Origin of the sequence: Frigoribacterium sp. PvP032 (assembly GCF_017833035.1) — a bacterium.
Lineage (GTDB): Bacteria > Actinomycetota > Actinomycetes > Actinomycetales > Microbacteriaceae > Frigoribacterium.
Map to the genome: position 1 here is coordinate 215,539 of NZ_JAFIBM010000001.1, position 12,222 is coordinate 227,760.

13 protein-coding genes are annotated in these 12,222 nt (G+C 67.7%); 8 read left to right on the top strand and 5 right to left on the bottom strand.

The window, feature by feature from the left end; all coding sequences use genetic code 11:
* Nucleotides 1-3: 3 nt before the first annotated feature.
* The 3 genes from gnd to dnaA form a co-directional block, all read right to left on the bottom strand.
* Nucleotides 4-888: a phosphogluconate dehydrogenase (NAD(+)-dependent, decarboxylating) gene (gene gnd / locus JOE35_RS01040; RefSeq protein WP_123547402.1), complete on the bottom strand. Its 885-nt coding sequence runs from the start codon at nucleotides 886-888 to the stop codon at nucleotides 4-6.
* 56 nt (nucleotides 889-944) lie between these two features.
* Nucleotides 945-2,093, bottom strand: a complete 1,149-nt coding sequence (dnaN, locus tag JOE35_RS01045; protein ID WP_209559433.1) for a DNA polymerase III subunit beta — start codon at nucleotides 2,091-2,093, stop codon at nucleotides 945-947.
* Between the two features lie 490 nt (nucleotides 2,094-2,583).
* Nucleotides 2,584-3,999 (bottom strand): chromosomal replication initiator protein DnaA, encoded by a 1,416-nt coding sequence (gene dnaA / locus JOE35_RS01050; protein WP_123547400.1) that lies wholly within the window; start codon nucleotides 3,997-3,999, stop codon nucleotides 2,584-2,586.
* A gap of 307 nt (nucleotides 4,000-4,306) precedes the next feature.
* Here dnaA and rpmH point away from each other — a divergent pair, with 307 nt between their 5' ends.
* From rpmH to JOE35_RS01090, 8 genes are all read left to right on the top strand, one after another.
* Nucleotides 4,307-4,444: a 50S ribosomal protein L34 gene (rpmH, locus tag JOE35_RS01055; RefSeq protein WP_209559434.1), complete on the top strand. Its 138-nt coding sequence runs from the start codon at nucleotides 4,307-4,309 to the stop codon at nucleotides 4,442-4,444.
* 8 nt (nucleotides 4,445-4,452) lie between these two features.
* Complete coding sequence (gene rnpA / locus JOE35_RS01060) at nucleotides 4,453-4,788, top strand: ribonuclease P protein component (RefSeq protein ID WP_209559435.1); 336 nt, start codon at nucleotides 4,453-4,455, stop codon at nucleotides 4,786-4,788.
* 8 nt (nucleotides 4,789-4,796) lie between these two features.
* Nucleotides 4,797-5,147: a membrane protein insertion efficiency factor YidD gene (yidD, locus tag JOE35_RS01065; protein ID WP_307802882.1), complete on the top strand. Its 351-nt coding sequence runs from the start codon at nucleotides 4,797-4,799 to the stop codon at nucleotides 5,145-5,147.
* 10 nt (nucleotides 5,148-5,157) lie between these two features.
* A complete protein-coding gene (yidC, locus tag JOE35_RS01070) occupies nucleotides 5,158-6,120 on the top strand; it encodes a membrane protein insertase YidC (protein ID WP_133739077.1) in 963 nt (320 codons plus the stop codon).
* A 143-nt stretch (nucleotides 6,121-6,263) separates the two neighbouring features.
* The gene (locus JOE35_RS01075; RefSeq protein ID WP_307803117.1) at nucleotides 6,264-6,713 is read left to right on the top strand and encodes a R3H domain-containing nucleic acid-binding protein; all 450 of its coding nucleotides are present in this window, start codon (nucleotides 6,264-6,266) and stop codon (nucleotides 6,711-6,713) included.
* Nucleotides 6,714-6,721: 8 nt separating this feature from the next.
* Nucleotides 6,722-7,387: a 16S rRNA (guanine(527)-N(7))-methyltransferase RsmG gene (gene rsmG / locus JOE35_RS01080; RefSeq protein WP_209559436.1), complete on the top strand. Its 666-nt coding sequence runs from the start codon at nucleotides 6,722-6,724 to the stop codon at nucleotides 7,385-7,387.
* A gap of 501 nt (nucleotides 7,388-7,888) precedes the next feature.
* Nucleotides 7,889-8,791 (top strand): ParA family protein, encoded by a 903-nt coding sequence (locus JOE35_RS01085; RefSeq protein ID WP_307802883.1) that lies wholly within the window; start codon nucleotides 7,889-7,891, stop codon nucleotides 8,789-8,791.
* On the top strand, nucleotides 8,791-9,753 hold the full coding sequence (locus tag JOE35_RS01090) for a ParB/RepB/Spo0J family partition protein (protein WP_209559438.1): 963 nt from the start codon (nucleotides 8,791-8,793) through the stop codon (nucleotides 9,751-9,753). The genes JOE35_RS01085 and JOE35_RS01090 overlap by 1 nt, the downstream gene beginning before the upstream one ends.
* 105 nt (nucleotides 9,754-9,858) lie before the next feature.
* Here the strand turns inward: JOE35_RS01090 and JOE35_RS01095 are convergent, their stop codons facing one another.
* A complete protein-coding gene (locus tag JOE35_RS01095; RefSeq protein WP_209559439.1) occupies nucleotides 9,859-10,818 on the bottom strand; it encodes a D-alanine--D-alanine ligase in 960 nt (319 codons plus the stop codon).
* Nucleotides 10,819-10,883: 65 nt separating this feature from the next.
* A complete protein-coding gene (locus JOE35_RS01100) occupies nucleotides 10,884-12,191 on the bottom strand; it encodes a PLP-dependent aminotransferase family protein (protein WP_209559440.1) in 1,308 nt (435 codons plus the stop codon).
* Nucleotides 12,192-12,222: the final 31 nt, after the last annotated feature.

The window sequence follows — 12,222 nt, forward strand, 5'->3', positions numbered from 1 at the left end:
CGACTAGGCCTTCTTGACCGCGTGGCCGCCGAACTGGTTGCGCAGCGCGGCGACGGCCTTCATGGTGGGCGAGCCCTCGCCCTGACGCGACACGAAGCGCGCGAAGATCGACGCGCTCAGCGCCGGCATCGGCACGGCGTGGGCGATGCCCTCCTCGAGCGTCCAGCGGCCCTCGCCGCTGTCGTCGACGTATCCCGAGAGCGCGTCGAGCTTGGGGTCGGCGTCGAGCGCGAGGACCATGAGCTCGAGCAGCCAGGAACGGACGACCGTGCCGCGCTGCCACGCCTTGAAGACAGCGGGGACGTCCTCGACGAGGCCCTTGGCCTCGAGGAGCTCGTAGCCCTCGCCGTACGCCTGCATGATGGCGTACTCGATGCCGTTGTGGACCATCTTCGCGTAGTGGCCGGCGCCGACGGGGCCCGCGTGGCTGAAGCCCTCCTCGCGGGGGCCCTCGGGGCGCAGCGCGTCGAAGACGGGCATCGCGCGCTCGACGTCGGCGGAGTCGCCGCCGACCATCAGGCCGTAGCCGTTCTCGAGGCCCCAGACGCCGCCGGAGACGCCGGCGTCCATGTAGCGGATGCCCTTGGCGTCGAGGAGGGTCGCGTGGACCTCGTCGTCGAGCCACTTCGAGTTGCCGCCGTCGATGACGAGGTCGCCCGGCTCGAGGACCTCGCCGAGGTCCTTGATGACGGCGTCCGTGATCTGGCCGTGCGGGACCATGACCCAGACGAGGCGCGGCGACGGGAGCGCCTGGGCGAGGGCGCCCAGGTCGGCGACGTCGGAGACGGCGGGGTTGGCGTCGTAGCCGGTCACCTCGATGCCCGCGTTGCGCAGGCGAGCGCGCATGTTGTTGCCCATTTTGCCGAGACCGACGAGGCCGATGTGCATGAGGATCCTTCGTTCTGTGGGGACGTCGAGTGCGGCGTCTCCGTCGTGTGGCGCTGTCAGCGCAGGAGGAGGTTGGGCTGCAGCAGGTAGCGGTAGCTGTCAGCCCCCGCCTGGTCCTTGGACGACTGACTGGTGATCAGCACGGGACCGGGCTTGTTCGGGTTCTCCGTCTTGGTGAAGGAGATCCGCACGAACTCGGAGTGGACAGCTCCGAGGCCGTCGAGGAGGAACTGGGGCTTCAACGAGACCACCGTGTCCTCTCCCGTCAACAACGCGTCGATCGACTCTGATGCCTGCGCTTGTTCGCTGCCGACCGCCTCGAGGGTGAGGCCGTCGATCGTGAACGTGAACCTGAGGGCCGCCTCGCGCTCGAGCACGAGCGAGACGCGGCGGATGGACTCGACGAGCTCGGCGGTGTTGATCACCGCGTAGTTCTCGACGGTCTCGGGGAAGAGCCGCTTGACCGGGGGGAAGTTGCCCTTGATGAGCAACGACGTGACCGTCTTGTCGCCGGCCTGGAAGGCGATCAGCTCGCGGTCGTCGCTGCCGGTGATCGACACGGACACCGTGCTCGCGCTGCCGAAGGTCTTGCCGACCTCCTGCAGGGTGCGGGCAGGGACGAGAGCCGTGGTCGTCTCGGTGCTGGCTGCGGTGCCGGGATCGAACTCGATCCCCCGGACGGCGACCCGGTAGCGGTCCGTCGCGACGAGGGAGAGGGCGTTCTCGGTGACCTCGAGCTGGACGCCCGTGATGACGGGAGTCACGTCGTCGCGGGAGGCGGCGACGGCGACCTGGGAGATGGCCAACGAGAACGCGTCGCCGGGCACGACGCCCGACCGCTCGCCCACCGTCGGCAGCGTCGGGTACTCCTCGACGGGCATGCTCAGCAGCGAGAAGTTCGCCGAGCCGCAGCTCACGGCGATGCGGTTCTCGTCGGTCGAGAACGTGACGGGCGCATTCGGAAGGCGGTTCGCGATGTCGGCGAGGAGGCGGCCCGAGACCAGGATCGTGCCCGGCTCGTCGACCTCGGCCGCGATGCTCGTCTGGGCCGAGACCTCGTAGTCGAACGACGAGAGCGTGAGCCCGTCGGCGTCGGCCTCGATCAGCACTCCGCTGAGGATCGGCAGGGTCGTCCGCTGCGGGAGGAGCTTCACGGCGAAGGAGACGGCATCGCTGAAGACGTCGCGGTTGACCTGGAACTTCACGCGGGGACCCCTGTTCGACTACTCGCTCGTGGATGGCCCGCCAATACTGCCACAGCGAGGAGGCGGGCGGTCCCGGGCCCGAGGACGGCCGCCAGCTGTCCACAAGGTTGTCTCTCCAACAATTTCTTGTAATCAGGATTAACAGTCTTAACCGTTGTGCACAGTGTGGATAACCTGTTTAAAACCCCGAGGCCAGAGGGAACTACACCTTTGTGACTTGTGCACGGCATGTGGACTCGACGGGGTGGACCAGCGGTGAGCGACCCGGTGGTCGAGTCCGGTTCCCACAGGTCCGATCGATCCGTGAACACATCGGGCCGAGTTGTCCACGTCTTTCCACAAGTTATCCACACTGTGGGATCGATGGCTGTCCCCAGGGGCGGCAGACCGCCTCCTGCAGGCTCGTGGACGCACGAACGGGCGCCGACCCGAGGTCGACGCCCGTCAGGGGCCTGCTGCGAGGAGGCGCCCCCAGGGGGCCTCGACTCGCCTACTTGTAGCGGGTGTCCTGCTTGATCCGGCTCGTCAGCTCGGTCACCTGGTTGTAGATCGAGCGGCGTTCCTTCATGAGCTCGCTGATCTTCTTGTTCGCGTACATGACCGTGGTGTGGTCGCGGTTGCCGAAGAGCTGGCCGATCTTGGGGAGGGACAGGCTCGTCAGCTCGCGGCAGAGGTACATCGCGATCTGGCGGGCGGTCGCGATCGCCTGCGAGCGGGACGACCCGTAGAGGTCGTCGACCGAGAGCTTGAAGTAGTCGGCGGTGTGGTTGATGATGTCGACCGGCGCGACGATGTTGTCCTCGTCGAGGGTGATCAGGTCCTTCAGGACTGTCTGGACGAGGGCCATGTCGACCGCGGTGCGGTTCAGGCTGGCGAACGCCGTGACCCTGATCAGCGTGCCCTCGAGCTCGCGGATGTTGCTCGACACCTTCGTGGCGATGAACTCGAGCACCTCGTCGCGGACCTGCAGCTTCTCGCTCTGGGCCTTCTTGCGGAGGATCGCGATGCGGGTCTCGAGGTCGGGCGCCTGCACGTCGGTGATCAGGCCCCACTCGAAGCGCGAGCGCATCCTGTCCTCGAAGCCGGTCAGGTGCTTGGGCGGCAGGTCGCTCGTGATCACGAGCTGCTTGTCGTGGTCGTGCAGGGTGTTGAAGGTGTGGAAGAAGGCCTCCTGCGTCGAGTCCTTGCCCTGCAGGAACTGGATGTCGTCGATCAGGAGGATGTCGATCTCGCGGTAGCGCTGCTGGAACAGGTTCGAGCGGTTGTTGGCGATCGAGTTGATGAAGTCGTTCGTGAACTCCTCGCTGCTGACGTAGCGGACGCGGATGCCCGGGTACATCGTCTCGGCGTAGTGGCCGATCGCGTGGAGGAGGTGCGTCTTGCCCAGCCCGGACGAGCCGTAGATGAAGAGAGGGTTGTACGCCTTGGCCGGTGCCTCGGCGACGGCCACCGCCGCCGCGTGGGCGAAACGGTTCGAGGCGCCGATGACGAAGTTGTCGAAGCTGTACTTGGGGTTCAGCCGCGAGTCGTTCCGCTTGCCCGTGGAGGGCGACTCGACCGGCGCCGGCACGAACGGCGCCTCGATGTAGTGGGCGGGCTCGGACTCCTCGGGCTGCTGGGTGAGGGTGTCCGGCGTGATGTCGGGGTTGACGGTGATGGCGAAGCTCGCGACCGAGGTGTCCCCCAGAGCGGCGATCGACTCGAGCAGGGGCGTCCGGATGCGCTGCTCGAGCATGCCGCGGGTGAGGTCGTTGGGCACCTCGAGGTAGAGGGTGCCGCCGAGCACGCCCTTCGGCTCGACCAGGCTGATGAAGCCGTGCAGCTGAGGAGTGATGCGGTCGTCGGTCGTCAGGGTCGCGAGCACGGATCGCCAGAGGTCCTGGACCGGATCGACGGTGTTCGCCACGGGGCTCTTCCTACCTACTTATGCACAGGTTTCTCCACCGGCCGACGATCGCCGTCAGGGCCAGGAACACTGCTACTTCCCCAGAACTACGCGGATGCGGAGCGGGAGGTGCCCACTTTAGTTCGTCCGCCCACACCCTCCGCAACCGAAGTTGTCAACACTGTGGAGAACCTCGGCGAGGGGCGCCGTTTGACCCGGGGACAGAACCCGCGTACTTTTAATCAGTTGAATCCCAGCCGACTCGGCTGTCGAAGACTTCTCGGATCACGGCACCAGGCCAGGTCCGCATCCCCCTGGAGAGAACACCATGAGCAAGAGAACGTTCCAGCCGAACAACCGTCGTCGCGCCAAGAAGCACGGCTTCCGTGCTCGCATGCGCACCCGTGCAGGCCGCGCCATCCTGGCGCACCGCCGCGGCAAGGGCCGCGTCGAGCTCTCCGCGTAGCAGCTTCCGTGTTGGCCCGGGCCAACCGGATCGTCCGCGCAGACGACTACCGCAACACAGTGCGCCGTGGCCGCAAGTCGGGCACGGCGCACTCGGTCGTCTACGTGCGTCGTCGTGACGACGACCTGGTCCGGTTCGGCTTCATCGTGGCCAAGACGGTCGGCAACGCGGTGGCTCGCAACACCGTCCGTCGTCGGCTGAAGCACGTCTGCCACGACATCCTCCCGACGGTTCCGCCCGGCACCGACGTGGTGGTCCGCGCACTGCCAGGCAGCCTCGACGTTCCGTGGTCTACCCTGCTCAGGGACATCTCGGGGGTCGTCGACAAGGTCGTGGGACAGTGAAGAATGCGGTGCAGTTCGTGACGTTGCTGCCGCGCAACGTCTGCGTGGTGCTTCTCCGTGCCTACCGGGCCGTCATCTCGCCTCTCTACGGCGAGGTCTGCCGGTACCACCCGTCGTGCTCGCGCTACGCGCTCGAGGCCATCCAGCAGCACGGTGTCGTGCGGGGGTCGGCCATGGGCGCCTGGCGGATCGGCCGCTGCAACCCCTGGGCGGCCGGCGGAATCGACGACGTCACCCCGCCCCGGCGTCAGAACTACACCACCACGGCCTTCGGCTTCGTGGTCCCTCGATCCGACGTGGTCGCGCCTGCCCCCGGCAGCGTGCCCCGTCTCCTCGTCCAGAGCCACGGAAAGGGCTGACCCGAACACCATGGACTTCATCGGAACCATCCTCTGGCCCCTCAGGTGGGTCGTCGAGGCGATCCTCGTGGGCTTCCACAACGTGCTCACCGCCCTCGGCATGGACACGGCCGCCGGCAGCACCTGGGTCCTGTCGATCGTCGGCCTGGTCCTCGTGGTCCGCGCCGCCCTGATCCCGATCTTCGTCCGCCAGATCAAGAGCCAGCGACGCATGATGGAGATCGCGCCCCGGCTCAAGAAGATCCAGGACAAGTACAAGGGCAAGCGCGACCAGTTCAGTCGCGAGGCCATGTCCCGCGAGACCATGGCGCTCTACAAGGACACGGGCACGAACCCGCTCAGCTCCTGCCTGCCGCTGCTGATCCAGATGCCCATCTTCTTCAGCCTCTACACGGTGCTGCACAACGCCCAGCAGGACAAGGTCGGCATCGGCCTCCTCAGCCAGGCTCTCTCCACCTCCTTCGGCGAGTCCTCGCTCTTCGGCGCACCGCTCAAGGAGACCTTCCTCGGCGCCACGACCTGGGAGGTCCGGCTGATGGCCGGCATCATGGTCGTCGTCATGACCGCGTCGCAGTTCATCACCCAGCTGCAGATCGTCTCCAAGAACATGTCGCCCGAGACCAAGGCGAGCCCGATGTTCAAGCAGCAGCGCATGCTGCTCTACTTCCTGCCCCTGGTGTTCGTCTTCTCGGGACTCTCGTTCCCCCTCGGCGTCATGTTCTACTGGCTGACCTCCAACATCTGGACGATGGCCCAGCAGTTCATCGTCATCCGGAACATGCCCACCCCCGGCAGCGAGGCGGCCCTGGCCCGCGAGGAACGACTCGCGAAGAAGGCCCAGCGCAAGGGCCTCGGCCTCGGGGACATCACGGTCACCGAGATCGAGTCCGCCCCTGCCGTGCCCAAGGCGACGCAGCGCGCGCAGCCCGTCGGCAAGAACCGCGCCAAGAAGCAGAACGGCGCCAAGAAGTGAGAGAGAACGACATCGACGCCACCGGCAGCGACCTTCCCGAGCTGAGCACCGACGGGCCCGAGGAGGCGGCGGTCACGGACGACCGGCAGCGCACTTTCGGCGCAGCTGACTCTGTCGACGGCGCCGAGCCCGCGTCGGCCTCCGTGATCGACGAGGGCGAGATCGCCGCGGACTACATCGAAGAGCTCCTCGACATCTGCGACTTCGACGGTGACATCGACATCGAGGTGCGCGGCGGCCGCTCGTACATCTCGGTCGACGCCTCCGGCGAGGGCTCGCTGCGGGTGCTGTCGAAGCCCGACACGGTCACGGCCCTGCAAGAACTGACGCGCATCGCCGTGCAGACCAAGACGGGCGAGTTCTCCCGGCTGATCCTCGACATCGGCGGCTCGCGGCAGACCCGCGAGGCCGAGCTCGGGGCGATGGTCGACAAGGCCGTCGAGCGCCTCGAGGAGGGGGCAGAGGCTGCGTCCCTGCCGCCCATGTCGTCCTACGAGCGCAAGCTCGTGCACGACATCGTCGCCGCGCGCGGTTTCGTCTCGGAGTCCGAGGGCGAGGGCCGCGACCGGCACACCGTCATCAAGCGCGGCTGAGCTCGATCATGAGCACCGAGCAGGGCACTGCCGAGCAGACCGGCGATCTCGAGGCCGAGCCCGCCATTGCGCGCGAGATCTTCGGTGATCGCCTGGAGGTCGTGCGCCAGTTCACTGCCGACCTCGCCCAGCACGGCGAAGAACTCGGCCTGATCGGGCCTCTCGAGCTCCCGCGTCTGTGGACGCGCCACGTGATCAACTCCGGGCTGGTGGCTCCGCTGCTCCGGTCGGGTGCTCGGGTCGGCGACATCGGCTCGGGCGCAGGCCTGCCGGGCCTGGTGCTCGCGGCTGCCCGACCCGACACCACCCTGCTGCTGATCGAGCCGATGGAACGGCGGACCGACTGGCTGTCCGCCGAGGCCGAGCGCCTGGGCCTGACGAACGTCGAGGTGATCCGTGCCCGCGCGGAGGACGTCGAGCTCGACACCTGGCTCGACCAGGCGACCGCGCGTGCCGTGTCCGCACTGACGAAGCTGATCCCCCTGACGGCTCGGCTGGTCAAGACCGGTGGCGAGCTGATCCTGATGAAGGGTGCCCGCGTCGACCAGGAGGTCGACGCCGCCCGCAAGGTGATCGCTCGCACCCACCTCGTCGACGTCGAGGTGCTCGAGCTCGGCGTCGGCGTCGTCGACCCTGCCGAGACCACCAGGGTCTTCCGCGCCACACTGGACTGATCGTCGCCCGGGAGGCGCAGGCCGGCTCCACAGGAAGCGATCTGAGCGACTGGGTCTGGCTTGCACCGTCCGGAGGCTCGCTCTCCGTCCTGAGTCTCATTCGTGGTTCACGGGGGCGCAATAGTGTCTCTCAACAGGGTATTTGCTCTTGACTGCGGGTATCGTGGCAGACCCGGATCCATGAGGTTCGGTGACCGCCGAGGCTTGTCACGTGTAGGCCCGCGAGCTGCTCGGACCGCGGCGGAACCTCGCCTCGACGTAGTTATGCACATGTTGGCGGGGCTGTGTACAAACGGTGATGTGCGCTGCTGACAGTGCCACCTCCGGTGGGTCTCTGATCGTGTTTCACGTGAAACGCGACCTTGTCGCGGCGGTCGAGATGCCTGCCGCAGCGACGCGGCGAGATAGAGTGGAGGCTCGGCCCAGGAGCGACGACGACTGTCGATCTCAGCTCTCAATCAAGGTCGTTTCACGTGAAACACAGCGATGCGGAGATCCCCGGTGAGTTCATCCACGGAGTACGACGACAGCACTCCCCTGGCACGCGAGCTCGCTGATCTCCGACGCCGGCGCGAGGCTCTCTCGAAGGACCCGCTGCCGGCCCCCGCCAAGACCCGCATCCTCACGGTGTCGAACCAGAAGGGCGGCGTGGGCAAGACCACCACGACCGTCAACCTCGCTGCGGCACTGGCTCGGAGCGGTGCCAGGGTGCTGGTGATCGACCTCGACCCCCAGGGGAACGCCTCGACGGCTCTCGGGGTTGAGCACCGCGCGGAGACACCGAGCGTGTACGACGTCATCGTCAACGAAGGCGACATCGCCGATGTCGTGCAGCAGAGCCCCGAGTTCCCCGACCTGTTCTGTGTGCCGGCGACGATCCACCTCGCCGGCGCCGAGATCGAGCTCGTCAGCCTGGTCGCCCGTGAACAGCGCCTCCGCACCCAGCTCGACGCCTACCTCTCGGCGACCGAAGCTGCCGGCGAGCGTTTCGACTACGTCTTCATCGACTGCCCGCCCTCGCTCGGGCTCCTCACCATCAATGCATTCGTCGCGGCAGGCGAGGTGCTCATCCCGATCCAGTGCGAGTACTACGCGCTGGAGGGGCTCAGCCAGCTGCTCCGCAACATCCAGCTGATCGAGAAGCACCTGAACCCGAGTCTGCAGGTCTCCAGCATCCTGTTGACCATGTACGACGGGCGGACGAACCTCGCTCGTCAGGTCGTGGCCGACGTGCGTGAGCACTTCCCGGTCGAGGCCCTGCAGACGCTCATCCCCCGCAGCGTCCGCATCAGTGAGGCGCCGGGCTACGGCCAGACCGTCATCAGCTACGACACGAACTCACCCGGCTCGATCTCGTACCTCGAGGCCGCAGCAGAACTAGCACGACGAGGAGCACCCCAGTAGTGGCAACCAAGAGAACCGGCCTCGGACGCGGCATCGGCGCGCTCATCCCCGTGACGGAGGAGGGTGCCGACAGGCCCGTCGACGTCTTCTTCCCGACGGGCCAGCAGACGGCCGACGAACTGGTGGCTGTGCCCGGAGCGCGCCTGGCGAACCTCAACCCCCTCGACGTCGTGCCCAACGCGCAACAGCCCCGGGCCGAGTTCCGCGAGGAGGAGCTGGCCGAGCTGGTCACCAGCATCCGTGAGGTGGGCGTCCTGCAGCCCATCGTGGTCCGGCCTCTCCCCCGCGATGCGTCCGCGAAGGGCGCGACGGCTGCTCCGCAGTACGAACTGGTCATGGGCGAACGTCGTCTGCGGGCCACGAAGCAGCTCGGGCTCGCGACGATCCCCGCCATCGTCAAGGAGACCGCGGACGAGTCGATGCTGCGGGACGCCCTGCTCGAGAACCTGCACCGGGCAGAGCTGAACCCGCTCGAGGAAGCGTCGGCCTATCAGCAACTTCTCGCCGACTTCGGCATCACGCAGGACGAGCTGTCGAGCCGGATCGGTCGCAGCCGACCGCAGATCTCGAACACGCTGAGGCTGCTGCGCCTGCCCGCGAGCGTGCAGCGGCGGGTGGCGTCGGGCGTGCTGTCGGCCGGGCACGCGCGGGCGATCCTGTCGACTGGGGACTCCCTGCTGATGGAGCGCCTCGCGGACAAGATCGTCAACGAAGACCTGTCCGTCCGTGCCGCGGAGGCTGCTGCCGCAGGGACGAGCATCAAGCCCAGGACCACACGAGGCGCTGTCGGGCGCCACCAGGCACACCTGGACGAGGTCGCGGAGAATCTCGGTGACAAGCTCGAGACCAAGGTGAAGGTGAGGATGGGCGCGCGGAAGGGCTCGATCGCCATCGACTTCGCCTCGATGCAGGACCTGAATCGCATCCTCGCCGCCCTGGGCCAGGACCCGTACTCCCAGTAGCACCACTGCCCCGGCTGGCTCAGCGAGCCGGTCCGGGCAGTACGTGTTTCACGTGAAACGCCCGCCTTCTCGACCGAGAGGGCGGGCGTTTCACGTGAAACAACGTCAGGCGTGGTCGAGCACGGCCTTCTCTGCCAGGGCGGCGTAGACCAGGCCGAGCTCGAACCCTGCTGCGTCGAGGGCCATCGGCACGAGGGAGGTCTCGGTGAGCCCGGGCAGCACATTGACCTCGAGGAACCACGGGGTGCCCGCTGCGTCCACGATGAGGTCGACCCGCGAGAGGTGACGCAGGCCGAGCGCCCGGTGCACAGTGACGGCTGTCTCGGCCACCGCCTCCTGCGCTCGGGCATCGAGGCGGGCCGGGGTGAAGAACGTGGTCTCGCCGGCGTTGTAGCGCGCCTCGAAGCCGTAGACGCCGTTGCGCGGCACGATCTCGACGGCCGGCAGCGCGGACGGACCGTCACCAGTGTCGATGACGCCGACAGCGACCTCGGTGCCCGTGATCTTCTGCTCGACGATCACGTCGTCGCAATAGGTGTAGGCGTCGACCATCGCGCGAGGCAGCTGATCAGCAGATTCCACGACGGTGACGCCCTGGGCCGACCCGCCGCGGGCGGGCTTGACCACGACGGGCGCGGGGTGCTCCTCCGAGATCGCAGCCAGCACGCCCGCGGCACCGAGCTCGCGGAAGGCGTCGTGCGAGAGCGTGATGCCCCGGGGCGTGCGGACCCCGGCGCGGTGCGCCAGCTCCTTGGCGGTGGGCTTGTCCCACGCGAGGCGGGCTGCCGCCGAGCTGCTCCCCACGAAAGGGATGTCCAGGGCCTCGAGAAGCCCACGCAGCGCACCGTCCTCGCCGCTGGCTCCGTGCAGGGCCGGCCAGACGACGTCGGGTCGGGTGGCCGTCAGGTGTCCGAGCAGCGAGGCGTCGGGATCGCGCAGGTCCACCTCGATGCCGTTCGCGACGAGGCTGTCGACAACGCGCCTCCCCGACCTCAACGACACGTCTCGCTCGTGGGAGATGCCCCCGGCCAGGACGGTGACCTTCTTGACGGCACTCTGAGTCATCGGGGCTCTCTCTCGCGGGTCTGCCACGTGATCGTTCCGTGGCGGCATCTCGGGTTAAATGCTGATCAGTTGGTGTTCGGCGGCGGCGTCGACACTCCGCTGCGCATGGTGAGCGGCGAGCCCAGCCTGGCACCGGAGAACGTCGCCAGCAGGTCGAGCTCGCCGTTGACCACGGTCGCGAGCCGGGCGATGCCGGTCCGGATCGACTCGGGCGTCGGGTAGCAGAACGACAGCCGGATGTTCTGGCGGCCGCCGCCGTCGGCGAAGAAGGCGGTGCCGGGCGTGTACGCGACGAGCTCCTTGACGGCGCGGGGGAGCATCGCCTTCGAGTCGAGCTCGTCGGGCAGGGTGACCCAGACGAAGAAGCCGCCGTCGGGCACGGTCCAGCTGAGCGACGGGAGGTACTCCCCCAGCGCCGAGATCATCGAGTCGCGACGCTCACGGTAGAGACCGCGGAACGACTCGATCTGCCCGCGCCAGTCGGCCTGGTCGAGGTACTCGGTGATGACGAACTGACCGAACGAGTTCGGCGAGAGCGTCGCGGACTCGTTGGCGAGGATGAGCTTCTCGCGGATCGCGTGCGGGGCCAGGGCCCAGCCGACCCGGAAGCCGGGAGCGAGCGTCTTGGAGAACGACCCGAGGTAGATGACGCCCTCGTCGTCGACCGAGCGCATGGCCTGCGGGGCCGGCTGGTCGAAGTACAGGAGGCCGTAGGGGTTGTCCTCGAGGACGAGGATGCCCGCGTCGCGGCAGATCTCGAGGATCTCGAGTCGCCGGGCCCTTGTCAGCGTCACGCCGGCCGGGTTGTGGAAGTTGGGGATCGTGTAGAGGAACTTGATCGTGCGGCCCTCGGACCTGACCCGGGCGATCGTCTCTCGCAGCGCCTCCGGCACGAGGCCCTCGGCATCGGTCGCGACGTGCGAGACGTCGGCCTGGTAGGCCTTGAAGACGCCCAGGGCGCCCACGTAGCTGGGGGACTCGGCCAGCACGACGTCGCCAGGGTTGACGAAGAGCCGGGTGACCAGGTCGAGGGCCTGCTGGGAGCCGGTGGTCACGACGACGTCGTCGGCGCTGCCCCGGATGCCCTCCATCGCCATGATCTGCATGATGTGCTCGCGGATGGCCGGGGTGCCCTGCCCGGAGCCGTACTGCAGGGCCATCGCCCCGCCGTTCTGCGACATCACGCGGTCGATCGCCCCGGTCACGAGCTCGCGCGGCAGGGCGGACACGAACGGCATGCCGCCGGCCAGGGAGACGACCTCGGGTCGGCTGGCGACGGCGAAGAGGGCTCGCACCTCGGAGGCGCTCAGGCCGGCCGTGCGGTCGGCGTACGAGTCGTACCACGGGTCGAGGTTGGTGCCCTTGTCGGTCATGTGCGTCCCTGTCGGTCAGAGGTGGTGCCGT